Origin of the sequence: Streptomyces sp. NPDC029044 (assembly GCF_040637495.1) — a bacterium.
In the GTDB taxonomy this organism is placed as follows: domain Bacteria; phylum Actinomycetota; class Actinomycetes; order Streptomycetales; family Streptomycetaceae; genus Streptomyces.
The window spans coordinates 15,894-31,361 of record NZ_JBEZWN010000044.1; the positions used below are offsets into that span (position 1 = coordinate 15,894).

The 15,468-nt window shown below is 74.2% G+C and carries 15 protein-coding genes; 6 read left to right on the plus strand and 9 right to left on the minus strand.

Features of this window, described 5'->3' with window-relative positions; translation table 11 throughout:
* Positions 1-40 precede the first annotated feature (40 nt).
* Together AB0E85_RS28185 and AB0E85_RS28190 are read right to left on the minus strand one after the other, a co-directional pair.
* Positions 41-808: a glycerophosphodiester phosphodiesterase gene (locus tag AB0E85_RS28185; protein ID WP_361932697.1), complete on the minus strand. Its 768-nt coding sequence runs from the start codon at positions 806-808 to the stop codon at positions 41-43.
* Positions 805-1,458: a hypothetical protein gene (locus AB0E85_RS28190; RefSeq protein ID WP_361932700.1), complete on the minus strand. Its 654-nt coding sequence runs from the start codon at positions 1,456-1,458 to the stop codon at positions 805-807. Before AB0E85_RS28190 ends, AB0E85_RS28185 begins: the two co-directional genes overlap by 4 nt.
* Positions 1,459-1,559: 101 nt before the next feature.
* Between AB0E85_RS28190 and AB0E85_RS28195 the strand changes: the two genes are divergently transcribed.
* A complete protein-coding gene (locus AB0E85_RS28195; RefSeq protein WP_361932703.1) occupies positions 1,560-3,059 on the plus strand; it encodes a PLP-dependent aminotransferase family protein in 1,500 nt (499 codons plus the stop codon).
* Between the two features lie 37 nt (positions 3,060-3,096).
* On the opposite strand, the gene AB0E85_RS28200 is transcribed toward AB0E85_RS28195, so the two are convergent.
* Together AB0E85_RS28200 and AB0E85_RS28205 are read right to left on the minus strand one after the other, a co-directional pair.
* The gene (locus AB0E85_RS28200) at positions 3,097-4,770 is read right to left on the minus strand and encodes a hypothetical protein (RefSeq protein WP_361932706.1); all 1,674 of its coding nucleotides are present in this window, start codon (positions 4,768-4,770) and stop codon (positions 3,097-3,099) included.
* Positions 4,771-4,822: 52 nt separating this feature from the next.
* Complete coding sequence (locus tag AB0E85_RS28205; protein WP_030843336.1) at positions 4,823-5,017, minus strand: hypothetical protein; 195 nt, start codon at positions 5,015-5,017, stop codon at positions 4,823-4,825.
* A 298-nt stretch (positions 5,018-5,315) separates the two neighbouring features.
* On the opposite strand from AB0E85_RS28205, the gene AB0E85_RS28210 reads away from it, so the two are divergent.
* The 5 genes from AB0E85_RS28210 (at position 5,316) to AB0E85_RS28230 (ending at position 10,857) form a co-directional block, all read left to right on the plus strand.
* Positions 5,316-5,708, plus strand: coding sequence for an ankyrin repeat domain-containing protein (locus AB0E85_RS28210; protein ID WP_361932709.1), 393 nt, complete (start codon positions 5,316-5,318; stop codon positions 5,706-5,708).
* Between the two features lie 300 nt (positions 5,709-6,008).
* Entirely contained in the window at positions 6,009-7,427 is a 1,419-nt protein-coding gene (locus AB0E85_RS28215) for a HEAT repeat domain-containing protein (protein WP_361932712.1), read from the plus strand.
* 186 nt (positions 7,428-7,613) lie between these two features.
* Positions 7,614-8,741 (plus strand): glycosyltransferase family 1 protein, encoded by a 1,128-nt coding sequence (locus AB0E85_RS28220; RefSeq protein WP_361932715.1) that lies wholly within the window; start codon positions 7,614-7,616, stop codon positions 8,739-8,741.
* Positions 8,738-9,931, plus strand: coding sequence for a glycosyltransferase (locus tag AB0E85_RS28225; protein WP_361932717.1), 1,194 nt, complete (start codon positions 8,738-8,740; stop codon positions 9,929-9,931). Before AB0E85_RS28220 ends, AB0E85_RS28225 begins: the two co-directional genes overlap by 4 nt.
* An 83-nt stretch (positions 9,932-10,014) precedes the next feature.
* Entirely contained in the window at positions 10,015-10,857 is an 843-nt protein-coding gene (locus tag AB0E85_RS28230) for an SGNH/GDSL hydrolase family protein (protein ID WP_361932787.1), read from the plus strand.
* Between the two features lie 225 nt (positions 10,858-11,082).
* Here the strand turns inward: AB0E85_RS28230 and AB0E85_RS28235 are convergent, their stop codons facing one another.
* From AB0E85_RS28235 to AB0E85_RS28255, 5 genes are read right to left on the minus strand one after another with little or no spacing between them, the layout of a single operon-like run.
* Positions 11,083-11,952: a biotin-dependent carboxyltransferase family protein gene (locus AB0E85_RS28235; RefSeq protein ID WP_361932720.1), complete on the minus strand. Its 870-nt coding sequence runs from the start codon at positions 11,950-11,952 to the stop codon at positions 11,083-11,085.
* Positions 11,949-12,566, minus strand: a complete 618-nt coding sequence (locus AB0E85_RS28240) for an allophanate hydrolase subunit 1 (RefSeq protein WP_361932722.1) — start codon at positions 12,564-12,566, stop codon at positions 11,949-11,951. The genes AB0E85_RS28235 and AB0E85_RS28240 overlap by 4 nt, the downstream gene beginning before the upstream one ends.
* The gene (locus tag AB0E85_RS28245; RefSeq protein ID WP_361932725.1) at positions 12,563-13,321 is read right to left on the minus strand and encodes a 5-oxoprolinase subunit PxpA; all 759 of its coding nucleotides are present in this window, start codon (positions 13,319-13,321) and stop codon (positions 12,563-12,565) included. Before AB0E85_RS28245 ends, AB0E85_RS28240 begins: the two co-directional genes overlap by 4 nt.
* Positions 13,322-13,336: 15 nt before the next feature.
* A complete protein-coding gene (locus tag AB0E85_RS28250) occupies positions 13,337-14,164 on the minus strand; it encodes a putative hydro-lyase (RefSeq protein ID WP_361932727.1) in 828 nt (275 codons plus the stop codon).
* Complete coding sequence (locus tag AB0E85_RS28255; protein ID WP_361932730.1) at positions 14,161-15,462, minus strand: MFS transporter; 1,302 nt, start codon at positions 15,460-15,462, stop codon at positions 14,161-14,163. Before AB0E85_RS28255 ends, AB0E85_RS28250 begins: the two co-directional genes overlap by 4 nt.
* Positions 15,463-15,468 lie beyond the last annotated feature (6 nt).

The following is a 15,468-nucleotide window of genomic DNA, read 5'->3' on the forward strand; positions in this document are numbered from 1 at the left end:
TCGCTTCCCCGTGAACGCGCAGAGGGGACGGGCCCGGGTCTCAGACCCAGACGCCGCGGTCCTCCATGACCTTGCGCAACGTGTCGATGTGATCGGTCATGATGCCATCCACGCCCAGGTCGAGAAGCCGGTGCATGCTCGCGGCGTCGTTCACGGTCCACACGTGCACCTGGAGCCCGCGTGCGTGGGCGGCGTACAGGAAGCGCCGGTCCACGACCTGGATCCCGGACTGGATCTCGGGGACCTGAGCGGCCACCGCCGAGCGGCGGACCGCGGCCGGCAGCCCCCACGAGCGCAGCCGCAGGCCCAGCACGCCGCGTGTGCCGTACGACGTGGCGAGGCGGGGGCCGGCCAGCCGCTGGGCGCGCACCACCCGCGCCTCGGAGAACGAGCCGAGGCAGATCCGGTCCCAGGAGTTCGTCCGGCCGACCAGGTCGAGGAAGGGCAGCAGGGCGGCCTCCGCCTTGACGTCCACGTTCCAGCGCACGCCGGGGAAGGTCTCCAGAAGTTCCTCGAACAGGGGCAGCGGTTCCTCGCCCGCCACGCGTGCCTGCCGCACCTCCTGCCACGGCAGGTCGGCGATCCGGCCCGCGCCGTCCGTCACCCGGTCCAGGGTCGCGTCGTGGAAGGCGACGAGTCGGCCGTCCCGGGTGGTGTGCACATCGGTCTCGATGTACCGGTACCCGGCCTCGGCCGCACACCGGAACTGGCGCACGGTGTTCTCCAGGCCGTCCGCCGCCCCGCCCCGGTGGGCGAAGGCGATCGGGCCGGGATGGTCGAGGTAGGGATGGCGTATCCGCGGGGTCACGGACGCAGTATCGCCCCTCGGGGTTGACCGGTGGCAACGGCCGTGCTGACGCCGGATGCCGCGGGGACGGCGAACACGCGCAGGAACGCCTGGGCGAGGGGACCGATCGCCAGGGCGTACAGAAGGGTGCCGATCCCGACGGTGCCGCCCAGCGCGAAGCCGGTCGCCACCACCGTGAGCTCGATGCCCGTGCGCACCAGGCGGATCGAGACGCCCGTGAGCTGGTGCAGCCCGGTCATGAGGCCGTCGCGCGGGCCCGGTCCGAAGCGGGCCGCGATGTACAGGCCGGTCGCCGCGCCGTTCAGGACGATCCCCGCCAGCATCAGCGTGACGCGTGGCGCCATGCCGTGCGCGTCGGGCATCAGGGTCAGCGTCGCGTCCATCGCCATGCCGATGACCAGCACGTTGGAGATCGTGCCCAGGCCCGGCCGCTGGCGCAGCGGGATCCACGCGAGCAGTACCGCGGCGCCCAGGAGGGTCAGGACGACGCCGATCGACAGGCCGGTCCGCTCGGCGAGGCCCTGGTGCAGTACGTTCCACGGCTCCAGGCCGAGCCCCGACCGGACGAGCAGTGCCGAACTCGCGCCGTACAAAGCGAGACCGGAGTAGAGCTGGACGAGTCGCCGAGTGAGCCGATCCCGCGTGAACATCATGCGCCCCCTGTGTGGCGGTAGTGGACTGCTGCATGACACCCTGTGGCTTGGGTGGAGAGGCCATCCATGGCCAATCCGGGGAAGGTGGACTGATTTCTATGGCGGAGTGGACTTCAGCCGTGGGTGCGGCGCAGCTCGCCCGGCTCCTCAGCTCCCAGCAGGACCGCCCGGCGGGCCCGGGCACGCGACGACCGCCGGCCTACCGTGCCCTCGCCGACGGCATCCGGCTGCTGGTGCTCGAAGGGCGGGTCCCGGTGGCAGCCCGGCTGCCCGCCGAACGGGAACTCGCCCTCTCCCTGTCCGTCAGCCGCACGACGGTCGCCGCCGCGTACGAGGCGCTGCGCGGCGAGGGATTCCTGGAGTCCCGGCGCGGCGCCGGCAGCTGGACCGCCGTCCCGGCCGGGAACCCCCTGCCCGCGCGGGGTCTCGAGCCCCTGCCGCCGGAGGCCCTCGGCTCCCTGATCGACCTGGGCTGCGCCGCGCTCCCCGCTCCCGAGCCCTGGCTCACCCGGGCCGTCCAGGGCGCGCTGGAGGAGCTGCCGCCCTACGCGCACACGCACGGCGACTACCCCGCCGGGCTGCCCGCGCTGCGGGCGATGATCGCCGAGCGGTACACCGCGCGCGGGATTCCGACCATGCCCGAGCAGATCATGGTGACGACCGGGGCGATGGGCGCGATCGACGCCATCTGCCATCTGTTCGCGGGACGGGGTGAGCGCATCGCCGTCGAGTCGCCCTCGTACGCCAACATCCTCCAGCTGATGCGGGAGGCGGGGGCCCGGCTGGTGCCCGTCGCCATGGCCGAGGGGCTCACCGGTTGGGACATGGACCGCTGGCGGCAGGTCCTGCGGGACGCAGCGCCCCGCATCGCCTACGTCGTGGCCGACTTCCACAACCCGACCGGGGCGCTCGCCGACGAGGACCAGCGGCGGCGGCTGGTGGACGCGGCACGGTCCGCGGGGACGGTGCTGATCGCCGACGAGACGATGAGCGAGCTGTGGCTCGACGCGGAGGTGCGGATGCCGCGGCCGGTGTGCGCCTTCGATCCCGCCGGGTCGACGGTGATCACGGTCGGGTCGGCCAGCAAGGCGTTCTGGGCCGGGATGCGGATCGGGTGGGTGCGGGCCGCGCCGGACGTGATCCGCAGCCTGGTCGCCGCCCGGGCGTACGCCGATCTCGGTACGCCGGTGCTGGAGCAGCTGGCCGTGAACTGGCTCTTCGGGACCGGCGGCTGGGAGCAGGCCGTTCAGGTGCGGCGGGAGCAGGCGCGGTCGAACCGGGACGAGCTGGTGGCCGCGGTGCGGCGGGAGCTGCCCGGGTGGGAGTTCGAAGTGCCCCGGGGCGGCTTGACGCTGTGGGTGCGCACGGGCGGCCTGTCCGGGTCACGGCTCGCCGAGGCGGGGGAGCGCGTGGGCGTGCGGGTTCCCTCCGGGCCGCGGTTCGGGGTGGACGGAGCGTTCGAGGGGTACGTGCGGTTGCCGTTCACCGTGGGCGGCGCGGTGGCCGAGGAGGCCGCCGCGCGGCTGGCCGCCGCGGCGGCGCTGGTGGAGAGCGGTGCGGTGGGGAGCGGGGAGGCGCCGCGTACGTTCGTGGCCTAACGCCGGGCGGGTGTGACCGGCGGGGCCGGAGCCGCGGCTAGGTCTCCTTGGTCAGGACGGGAACCGCGGCCGGTGCAGCTTCCGGCGTCTCCGGGGCTCCCGGCTCGGATGCCGGCTTCGGCTCCGGTTCCTCTTCCGCCGGAGCCGGTTCCACTACCTCTTCCGACTGGTCCTGCTCCGGGATCGTCTCGCCGTCCGCAGGGGTCGTGCGCGGCGGGAGGAGGCCGAGGACCGCCTCGCAGAGGGCATCGGGCGTCGCGTCGTCGTAGGGGTTCGGGGTGGCCGGCACCTGGAGGCGGTGAACCGGCCCCGTGCCGAGGCGGGCGTAGCCGCGGCCGGGCGGGAGCTCGTCGATCGGGGTGGTGTGCGGGGGCGCGCCCAGGACCGACTCCAGCTGTTCCGCCGTCGCGGGGCCCAGGACCACACGGGCGCGGGTGTGCTGGCGTACCGGGTCGATCAGGGCGTCCATGCTGTCCAGCTGGTCGGCCACGACCACGGTCACGTTCGCCGGGCGGCCGTGCCGCAGGGGGACCTGGAGGAGGGACTGCGGATCCTTGCGGCCGTCCGTCGCGGCCAGGTGGGTGAAGGCCGTCGGGCGGTCGAGGAGGATCCACAGCGGGCGCTTGGTGTCGTCCGGCGGCGGGTCGCCGGCCTGGTGGGCCCGGTTGGCGGCGATGAGGCGGCGCTCCGTCTCGGTCGCGGCCCATTCCAGGCTGGCCGTGACCCCGGCGAGCCCCGCCTCGACCGCCAGGACGCCGTCCCGGCCGGTCAGGCAGGCGTACTCGCCGGTGCCGCCGCCGTCCACGATCACCACGTCGCCGTGGAGCAGGGCCTGGAGGGCGATGGAGCGCAGCAGGGTGGAGGTGCCGCTGCCCGGCTGGCCGAGAGCCAGCAGGTGCGGCTCGGTGGAGCGCAGGCCCGTGCGCCAGATGACCGGCGGTACGTCCCGCTGCCGCTCCCCTTGGGTGAGGGGGAGGGTGCGCTGGACCCGGGTCGGGTCGGTGAAGCCCAGGACCGTCTCGCCGGGGGTGGTGACGAAACGCTGAGCGGCGATGTCGACGGGCAGCGGCAGGAGTACGCCCACCGTCAACTGGTTGCCCTCCTCGTCCCACGTGAAGTGGTATTCGCGGCCACGGCCCGACTTGGCCGCGAGGAGGTGCTCGATCCGGGCGCGGGCCTCGGCCTCGCCGTCGGTGAAGTACGCCGGGTAGCGGACCACCAGCTGCGAGATCCGGCCGCCGCCGTCGAAGGCGTAGGTGGGGAAGGCCTTGTCCCAGGCGCCGCCGTGGGAGTACAGCGGCTCGGGGTCCTCGGCGGCGGAGAAGTACGGCACCAGTGCCTCGTACAGCGACTTCAGCCGCTGGGTCTGCGACTCGTCGGGCCCGTCGGAGGCGGCGGGGGAGCGTTCCCGGCCCTGCCAGGCCGCCGCCGCCATCAGGGTGATGACGGCGAGCAGCGGCCCGTACGGCACCAGCGCCACGACCAGGACGACGGAGGCCACCAGGAACAGCAGCGCCCCCCGTCTCTCCTTGGGGGTCTCGGTCCATCTGCGCCGCCCGGCCGCTGCCAGCCGGCGCAGACCCCGCGTGATCGTGATCAGCGGGTGGAGGACGTCCGTGGCGCTGTCGGCGGCCGTCCGGGCCAGCTCCCGGCTCCGGGCGAGCTGCGCGCTGCCGTTGCTCAGAATGCGGGGGAGGGGGCGCCGGGCCACTACTGCCTCCAGAGAGTGCGTACGGGCGGGATGCGTACGGGGAACGGGGGCGTCAGAACTTGATGCCGCCCAGGAGGCTCGCCAGGCTCTCGCCGCCCGCCTTGATGCTCGGGGCGATGGCCGTACTCGCCAGATAGAAGCCGAACAGCATGGCGACCACGGCATGCGACGCCTTCAGCCCGTCCTTGCGGAAGAAGATGAAGACGACGATGCCGAGCAGGACCACGCCTGAGATGGAGAGGATCATTTGAGTTCTCCTGGTTCGCGGGGACAGTCACCATGAGTACTTCCAGGCTCACAGGATGTATCCATACGATAAAAGGTGCAACTGGGTGAAATTCGGACGATTTCCCCCGAGTGGCGGAGTGGTCCCGGGCCCGGTGGAGCCGGGCTGTTGCGCTTGTCCGGGTCTGTGCTGATCTTTACCTCGGGCACATCGGGTCATGTGCCGCACGAGCCAGTACCCTGGCGATTCACTCGTACGGCTGCCTCACCAGCAGGCGTACGCACCCGAGACGATGTGCAGTGGAGAGGCGGTCCGGCCGATGACCGAAGTCCCCGACCCCGAGGTCGTGGAGCTGGCGACCAAGATCTTCGATCTGGCCCGGCGGGGACAGACCGAGGCGCTCGTGGCGTACGTCGACGCGGGTGTTCCGGCCAACCTCACCAACGACCGCGGCGACTCGCTCGTGATGCTCGCCGCCTATCACGGCCACTCCGACGCGGTGCGCGCGCTGCTGGAGCGCGGCGCCGAGGCTGACCGGGTGAACGACCGAGGCCAGACCCCGCTCGCCGGAGCGGTCTTCAAGGGCGAGACGGACGTCATCAAGGCGCTCCTGGAGGGCGGCGCCGACCCGTCCGCAGGCACCCCGTCAGCCGTCGACACCGCGCGGATGTTCGGCCGGACGCAGTTGCTCGAACTGTTCGGCGAGCACTGAACCGACCGGTCTGACCAGCAAAGACAAGGAAAACGGGGGAGGCGGTACAGGGCCGCCGAAATTTCGGTCGCGGCAGACGAGAGTGCCGAGTCATCATGACGACGTGGTTCACGGACGTGATGGTTGGGCAGGTGTTGCCGCACCGCGCGGGCCGTGACGCGGTCCGCAAGGGCCACCGACGAGAGGCAGAGGAAGATGGTCTACAGCAAGCAGGAAACGGCGGGCACTCCGACGTGTTGTCGCGCGGCCAGGTAGTACACGTCCCCGGTTGCGTCGACGCTTGATGTGAGGCTGTTTCCCATGTTCGATCCGGTCATAGCGCCCAGCGGTACGCTGCTCGGCCTGCTCCAGCGGGGCCGCGGCGACGGCACGCTGCACGCGCTCACCGCCCCCCGCCCCGAGGCGCTGGCGGCGTTGAACCACTGTGTGCTGCGCGATCCCCGCCACGACTGGCAGGTGGAGAACCGCTCCCTCTACTACGCCCGCCTCTACCTCGACCTGAACGGCGAGCTGGACGAGGTCGAAGCCCATCTCTTCTGCGCCGAGGACGTCCTCGACCATGACGAGTCCCGTACCGGGCTCGCCCTCGCCGTCCTCGGGCACCTCGCCTCCTACGGCAGGCGGGACGCGCTGGAACTGCTGCGCAGGTACGCCGCCCACGGCTCCAACTGGGCCTGGGCCCTCGACGAACTCGCCCTCAGGGACGACGACGCGGGCCTGCGCGCCCTCGCCGCACCCGTCCTCGCCCGGTTCCCCGCCGATCCCGAGGGCGACGCCGAACTGGCCGCCACCGTCCGGGACGCCTTCGAACCCCGGCCCTGGCGCCTGTGGGCCGAGGATCCCCGCGCATCCGTCGCCGCACGCGTGCGTGCCGCTCACGAGACGGGGTCCTTCGACCGCTGGCAGCGGCAGATGCGGCCCTCCGGCCCCCGCCCCGGGTGGAGCGTGCAGGCCGTCTTCGAGTGGGCCCAGCAGGGCATCGACCGCGGCGCCGCCCTCCATGTGCCGGCCGCCCGCTGTCTCACGGCCGTGGCGGGCCCCGAGGACCGGGCCGAGATCGTCCGGGCGGCGAAGGACGGCACCGACGGAGCCCGGTGCACGGCCCTGAGGTACCTCGCCGACGGCAACGATCCCGAGGCCCTCGATCTCATCGAGGGCGCGGTCGGCACCGGCTCGGCGCTCGTCGTGGACGCGGCCGTCGACGCCTTCGAACGCATGCGTTCACTGGCCGCCGTGGACCGCGCGCGCGGCTGGGCCCCGCGACCCGACGCGCTGGGCGCCGCCGCCGGACGCGTCCTGGCCTGCCGGGGCGGGGTCCAGGACCGCGACCTGGTCCTCGCCGCGCTACGTGAGGCCGTGAGGGGCGAAGGCCCCGACGCCCAGACCCTGTGGACCCTCGTGGACGGCACCGGACGGCTCGGTATCGCCTGCGCCGCCCCGGTACTGCGCCACGTCTACCGCGAGACCGCCTCCTCCCATCTGCGCGGCCGCGCCGCCCGGGCCCTGGCCGCCACCGATCCCTCCTTCGCCACCGGCTTCGCCGTCGAATGCCTGTGGGACTGCGAGGAGACCACCCGGGAGATCGCCGCCCGGCACGCCGAGACCGGAGACACCCGCGTCGTCGAGCGACTGCGACGGCTCGCCGCCGACCCGGCCGAGGAGGACGAGGTGCAGACAGCCGTACGCAGCCGGATCGGTCCCGAGGAGACCGCTGTGTGACCCCCTCTCCGGCAGGATGCCGGGGCGGAACCGCGCCTCCGGGGTGAACACGGGACGACTCGCGGGTCAGGAGGGCATGGACGCCGCCTGACCTGTGCGGGTGCACCTCGGAACGCTCATGGGACGTTCCTCGGCCGGAAAGATCCACGTTGACGCGGCCACGTCCGGCACGGCGACAACAGCGGTATGCGTGTCGTCATCGTGACCGAATCCTTTCCCCCCGATGTGAACGGCGTGGCCCACTGCGCGCTCCAGACCGCCCGACACCTCGTCGATCGCGGTCACGCCCCCGTCGTCGTCGCCCCGGCCCCCGCGCCCGGCAACAAGCCCGACGCCTGCGCGCCGTGCCCCGTCGTCCACGTCCCCTCCCTGCCGCTCCCCGGCTACCCCCAGGTGCGCGTCGCCCTCCCCAGCCGCCGCCTGGCCGCCACTCTCATCGAGCACCGTGCCGATGTCGTCCACCTCGCCAGCCCCTTCGTCCTCGGTGTGCGCGGCATGGCCGCCGCCGCGCGCCTCGGCATACCCGCCGTCGCCGTCTACCAGACCGACCTGGCCGGCTACGCCCGGACCTACATGGGTGCCGGGGAGACCGCCGCCTGGCGGCGCATCCGCTCCGTGCACGGCGCCTGCGACCTCACCCTCGCCCCGTCCAGCGCCGCCCTGCACGACCTGCGCACCCACGGTGTGCCGCGCGTCGAGCTGTGGCCGCGCGGCGTGGACACCGAGCGCTTCCGGCCCGACCGGCGCGACGAGGCCCTGCGGCGGGAACTCGCCCCGAACGGCGAGCTGATCGTCGGCTACGTCGGCAGGCTCGCCCCCGAGAAGCAGGTCGACCTCCTCGCCGGAGCCTGTGAACTGGAGGGCGTGCGGGTCGTGATCGTCGGCGACGGACCCAGCCGGCCCGGTCTGGAGCAGGCGCTGCCGGGCGCCGTCTTCCTCGGCCGGCGCACCGGTGACGACCTCGCCCGGGTCTTCGCCTCGCTCGACGTCTTCGCCCACACGGGCCCCTTCGAGACGTTCTGCCAGACGGTCCAGGAGGCCATGGCCAGCGGCCTGCCGGTGGTGGCGCCCGCCGCGGGCGGGCCGCTGGACCTGGTCGCCCACGGGCGCACCGGGCTGCTGGTGCCGCCGCGCGACGCGGACGCCGTCCGCGACGCGGTGCGGTCCCTGGCCGCCGACGCCGGGCTGCGGGCCGCCTTCGGCGCCGCCGGGCGCGCCACGGTCGAGGGCCGCACCTGGGCGGCGGTCGGGGACCAGCTGATCGGACACTACGCGCAGGTGCTCGCCGGGCGCCGGACGGCGGTGGCGGCATGAGCGCCCCGCGCTCCGGCGGCAGCACCCAGGCGCTGCGGATCGTCCGGCTCGCCAACTTCGTCGCCCCGTCGTCCGGCGGCCTGCGCACCGCGCTGCGCGAACTCGGCAAGGGCTACGAGGCCGCCGGCCACGAACCCGTCCTCGTGATCCCCGGCGAGCGCACGAGCGACCGCGAGACCGAGCAGGGACGGGTGATCACCCTCCCCGGGCCGCTGCTGCCCGGCACCGGCGGATACCGCGTCCTCGCCGACAAGGGGCGCCTGGCCCGCCTCCTGGAGGAGCTCGCGCCCGACCGGCTGGAGGTGTCCGACCGGACGACCCTGCGGTGGACCGGCAAGTGGGCGCGCCGCGCCCGGATCCCGGCCGTGATGGTCTCCCACGAGACGGCCGACGGGGTACTGCGCACCTGGGGTGTGCCCGAGCGGGCCGCCCGGCGTGCCGCCGACGCCCTCAACATCCGTACGGCCCACACCTACGCGCGCGTGGTGTGCACCACCGAGTTCGCCGAGCGGGAGTTCGTGCGGATCGGAGCCCGCAATGTCGTCCGGGCCCCGCTCGGCGTCGATCTGGTGCAGCGTCACCCGGCACTGCGCGACCCGGAGCTGCGGGCGCGGTACGCGCGCGGGGACGAGACGCTGCTCGTGATGTGCTCGCGGCTGTCCGTGGAGAAGCGGCCCGGCACGGCGCTCGACGCCCTCCAGGCGCTGCGGCGGCGCGGCCGACGGGCCGTGCTGGTGGTGGCCGGGGACGGTCCGCTGCGGGCCGGGCTCGAACGGCGGGCACGCGAGAGCGGCCTGCCGGTCACCTTCCTCGGGCACGTCTGCGACCGCGGACTGCTGGGCGCCCTCCAGGCGTCCGCCGACGTGGCGCTCGCCCCGGGGCCCGCCGAGACCTTCGGGCTCGCCGCGCTGGAGGCCATGGCCTGCGGCACACCCGTGGTCGCCAGCGCCTCGTCGGCGCTGTCGGAGGTGATCGGCGCCGCTGGTGCCGTCGCCGCGGATCGCGGGGAGGCGTTCGCGGGCGCCATGGACCTGCTGCTGGAACGCCGGGAGACGGACCGGCGCGAGGCGGCACGCGCGCGTGCGGAGTGCTTCGGGTGGAACGCGGCGGTCGACGCGTTTCTCGCCGCGCACGACGCGGACGTCCCCGTGCGTCCGGTCCGGCCGTTCGTGCCCGGGGGCGTGGCATGAGACCCCCGCGGCCCGAGAGGCCCGGGCGGCTCGGCGGGTCCCCGCGGTGCGAGGAGCCCGGGGCGTTCGGCGGGCCCCGGTTCGTGGCGCTCGGGGACTCGCTCACCGAGGGTGTGGGGGATCCCGCCGGGAACGGGGCGTGGCGCGGCTGGGCCGCGCTGCTCGCCGGCGGGCTCTGCGAGGAGCCGGCCGCGTTCACCAACCTCGCGGTGAGCGGGTCGCAGACCCGGGACGTGCTGGAGCGGCAGCTGCCCGCCGCGCTGGACCTGCGGCCCGACCTCGTGTCCGTGGTCATCGGCGTCAACGACACCCTGCGCCGCACCTTCGACATCCGGGCCGTGGCCGCCCGGCTCGACCAGGTGTACGCGGCCTGCACGGAGCGCGGCGCCGTCCTGCTCACCGCGTGCCTGCCCGACCCGGGCCGGATGCTCGGCCTGCCGGCCGCCCTCGCCGATCCACTGGCCAGGCGGCAGCGGGCCGTGAACACGGTGGTGCACGCCCTGTCCGAGCGGTACGGCGCGCTGCACCTGCACGCGTGCGACGGCGACTGGACCACCGACCGTGCCCTGTGGAGCGCGGACCGGCTGCACCCCGGGGAACGCGGGCACCGGCAACTCGCCCTGCGCTTCCACGCGCTGCTCGCGGAGCACGGCCTCGCGACGGGGCCCGCTCCTTCGGCGGAACCCGGGTTCCCCGCCCCGGCGAAGGCGGCGATCCTGTGGTGGCTGGCCACGGCCGGCACCGGCTGGGTGGCACGCCGGTGCACCGACCTGCTGCCCCAGCTCCTGACCCTGGCCGCCGACGAAATCCGGCACCGCGCCCGCGGCACGAGCGCCCGGCTCGACCTGCGGGCCTCGGCCGCGGTGTCCGCCGCGCTCGCCGCCCTGTCGGTGGCGGAACGGGCGGACGCGGCCCGGGGCCTGTAGCCCGGGTCACCTGAAGCCGCGGTGCCTAGGGGGTGTCCGCACAGCCCCGCCTGCCCCGCGACGCCCGGCACGCTCCCCCAAGCTCCCGGCTTCGCTCGAGCAGGGGGAGCCCCCCACTCGCCGCACCGGGCGAACACCCGAGTACAACCAGTACGCGGGTGCCCGCCCGGCACCCCGAGAGCACGCACCGAAGGCCGGCGGTCCCAACCTGTCCGGACAACACGCCTAGCGGCGGCGTACGGCCACGAAGCGGACCGGTGTGCCCGGGACCGCCTGGGCCGCGGCCGGGAGGTCGGCGGCGCGGACCACGGCGATCACCGGGTAGCCCCCGGTGGTCGGGTGGTCGGCCAGGAACACCACCGGCCTGCCGTCCGGCGGGACCTGCACGGCGCCCAGCACCATGCCCTCGCTGGGGAGTTCACCCGGCCGGGCCCGCTCCAGGGCGGGCCCCTCCGTGCGCAGTCCGATGCGGTTGCTCGCCGAGGACACCCGGTAGGGCCGGGAGACGAAGGCCTGTACGGCCTCGGGCGTGAACCAGCCGTCGCGCGGGCCGAGCGTCACCCGCAGCACCAGTTCGGCCGGTGGCGCCGGCTGCGGAGCGAAGTCCACGCGCGCGTGCACGCCGGCCGGCCGGCCCAGGGGCAGCACCGTTCCGTCCGCGAGCGGCGGCGGGCCGAGCCCCGACAACAGGTCCGTCGACCGGCTGCCGAGCACCGGCTCGACCACGACGCCCCCGGAGACCCCCACGTAGGCGCGTACGCCCGACACTGCGCGACCGACGTCCAGCAGCGCCCCGGCCGGCACGCGCACCGGCGCGCCCCACGCGACGGGCCGTCCGTCCACCGTGACCCGGCAGGGCGCGCCCGTGACCGCCACGGTGACGGGCGAACGGGGGCGTAGAGCACAGCCGTCGAGGGTCGTCTCCAGCACGGCCGTCTCCGGCGGATTGCCGACGAGCCGGTTGGCGAGGCCGGCCGCGGGCCGGTCCAGCGCCCCGGAGCGGGGGACGCCGAGGTGGGCGTGGCCGGGACGGCCCGCGTCCTGCACGGTGGTGAGGGCCCCGGCCCGGACGACGGCGATGGCGTGGTCCGTCACGACCCCGCCTCGGGGACGAATCGCACCGGTGTGCCCGGTGACAGCAGCGCGGCCGGCACGCGCGCGTGGTCCCACAGCACGGCGTCCGTGCTGCCGATGAGCTGCCAGCCGCCCGGCGAGGAGCGCGGGTACACGCCCGTGTACGGGCCCGCCAGGGCGACCGACCCGGCCGGGACGGACGTACGCGGAGTGGCCCGGCGCGGGACGTCGTAGCGCTGGGGCAGTCCGGTGAGGTAACCGAAGCCGGGTGCGAAGCCGCAGAAGGCCACCCGGAACGCGGTGGCGCCGTGGATACGGGCGACCTCCCGCACCGGCACGCCCCAGTGCGCGGCGACCTCGGCCAGGTCCGGGCCGTCGTAGCGGACCGGGATCTCCACCACGTCACGCACGCGTGGGGGAGCGGCCGGCAGGTCGGCGGCGGTCAGTTCGGCGGCCAGCCGGGCGGGGGCGTCGAGGCCGTCCAGGAGGACCGTACGGGCCGCGGGCACGATCTCGCGGACCGAGAGCGTTCCCTCCGCCCGGCGCCGCAGCAGCTCCGTGTGCAGGGCCTGGGCCTCGTCGCCCGAGGGGAGCTCGACGAGCAGGGCGTCCTCGCCGACGGGCAGGACCTTCATGCGAAGGCCTCCACCCGGATCCCCGAGGCTTCCAGCCGCTCCCGCACCCGGCGGGCCAGCTCCACCGCGCCCGGTGTGTCGCCGTGCAGGCACAGGGAACGCGCGCGTACCCCGATGCGCGTGCCCGAGCGGGAGACGACCTCTCCGGAACGGGCCAGGCCCAGGGAGCGCTCCACGACGGCGTCCGGGTCGGTGACCACGGCGCCCTCCAGCGTGCGCGGCACCAGGGTGCCCGCGTCGGTGTACGCCCGGTCCGCGAACGCCTCGGTGACGACCGGCAGGCCGGCCTTCCCGGCCAGCTCCAGCAGACGCGAGCCGGGCAGCCCGAGGACGGGCAGCGCGGCGCCCGCGAGGAGCACGCCGTCGACGACCGCGGCGGCCTGCTCCTCGTCGTGCACGACCCGGTTGTAGAGCGCGCCGTGCGGTTTCACGTAGGCCACCCCGGCCCCCGCAGCGCGCGCGAAGACCTCCAACGCGCCGATCTGGTAGGCGACTTCCGCCGCCAGCTCGGCGGGCGGCACGTCCATCGCGCGCCGCCCGAACCCGGCCAGGTCTCGGTAGGACACCTGGGCGCCGATGCGGACCCCGCGCTCGGCTGCCAGCTCGCACACCCGGCGCATGGTGACCGCGTCCCCGGCGTGGAAGCCGCAGGCCACGTTGGCGCTGGTGACGACGGACAGCAGCCGTTCGTCGTCGGTGAGCCGCCAGCGGCCGAAGCCCTCGCCGAGGTCGGCGTTCAGGTCGATCGAGGTCATGTGCCGTGTCTCCTGTCAGGCCACGCGGTACTGCTCGTCGCGGGCGTCGGTGAGGAACATCTGCCCCGGCGCGTGCGTGAGGGCGAACGGCGGACGCGAGGCCATCACGGCCGCCTGCGGGGTCACCCCGCAGGCCCAGAACACCGGGATGTCGTCCGGCTCGGCGTCCACCCGGTCCCCGAAGTCGGGGCGGCCGAGGTCGCCGATGCCGAGGCCCGAGGGATCGCCGCAGTGCACGGGGCTGCCGTGCACCGCCGGCATGAGACTGCTCTCCCGGATGGCCGCCGCCAGCTGTCGCGGCGGCACCGGCCTCATGGACACCACCAGCGGCCCGTGCAGCCGCCCCGCCGGACGGCACTGCCGGCTCGTCACGTACATCGGCACGTTGCGGCCCTGCTCGACGTGGCGCATCGGCACGCCCGCCTCGCCCAGCGCCCACTCGAAGGTGAAGCTGCACCCGATGAGGAACGACACCAGGTCGTCCCGCCAGTACGCGCGCACGTCCGTCGGTTCGTCCACCAGCTCGCCGTCCCGCCAGACCCGGTAGCGCGGCAGGTCGGTGCGCAGGTCCGCGCCCTCGGCCAGCACGGTCGTCCAGGAACCGGCGTCCGTGACGTCGAGGACCGGGCAGGGCTTGGGATTGCGCTGGCAGAACAGCAGCATGTCGTAGGCCCAGTCGGCGGGCACCGAGATCAGGTTGACCTGGGTGTGGCCCGCCGCGACCCCGGCCGTGGGGCCGGTCAGGCCCTCCCGGAACCGGGACCGGGCCGTTCCGGGGCTCCACGCGCGCGCGTGCTCGTCGACGAGGAGCAGGGGGCGGTCTTCGGTGCTCGTGCGGTTCACGCGAGCTCCTTCCCGCGCGTCTCCGGCAGCCCCAGCAGTGCCAGCGCCGCGATGCCGTAGCCGATCGCACCGAAGACCAGCGCGCCGCCGACGCCCCAGCTGTCGGCCAGGAACCCGACCGTCGTCGGGAACACGGCGCCCACCGCGCGGCCGGTGTTGTACGTGAAGCCCTGCCCCGTCCCGCGCACCGCCGTCGGGTACAGCTCGCTCAGGTAGGACCCGAAGCCGCTGAAGATCGCCGACATGCAGAAGCCGAGCGGGAAACCGAGCACCAGGAGCAGGGTGTTGGCGCCGCTCGGGATGTTCGCGTAGGCCAGGATGCAGAGCGCGGAGAGCAGGGCGAAGAGCCAGATGTTGCGCCGCCGGCCCAGCTTGTCGGTGAGGTAACCGCCGGTCAGGTAGCCGATGAAGGCGCCCGATATGAGGAACGTCAAGTAGCCGCCGGTGCCGACGACCGACAGGTCGCGCTCGGACTTCAGATACGTCGGCACCCAGGTGGCCAGCGTGTAGTAGCCGCCCTGGACACCGGTCGACAGCAGGCCGGCGAAGATCGTGACCCGCAGCAGGCCGGGCTTGAAGATGGCCGTGAACGAGCCCTTCTCCGCGCTCTGTTCACGCGCGGCGGCCGCCTCGGGGGCGTCGTGCACACTGCGCCGCAGCCAGATGACGAGCAGCGCGGGCAGGGCCCCGGTCCAGAACATGATGCGCCAGGCCAGGTCGTCGCCGGCGACCGAGAAGATGACGGTGTAGGCGATCACGGCCATGCCCCAGCCCACCGCCCAGGAGCTCTGGATCGCGCCGAGCGTCCGGCCCCGGTGCTTGGCGCTCGCGTACTCGGCGACCAGGATCGCGCCGACCGCCCACTCGCCGCCGAAGCCGAGCCCCTGGAGGGCGCGGAAGACCAGCAGCGTCTCGTAGTTGGGCGCGAAACCGCAGGCGACGGTGAACACCGCGTAGGTGATCACCGTGACCATCAGCGCCTTCACCCGGCCGACCCGGTCCGCCAGGACGCCCGCGAGGGCGCCGCCGACCGCGGAGACCACCAGGGTGACCGTCGTGAAGAGACCTGTCTGACCGCTGTTCAGGCCGAAGTAGGCGGACAGGGCGACCATGCTCAGCGGCAGCGTGAAGTAGTCGTACGAGTCCAGGGCATAGCCGCCGAATGCGCCGCCGAAGGCGCGGCGGCCGCGCGGGCCCAGCGCGCGCAGCCAGCCGAACGCCCCGTCGTCCGAGGTGCGTTCGGGGCTCACGGGGCGTGTGTCGTCGATCTTGGCCTGCGGTGGAGGGGTCGTGCTCATGGGCAC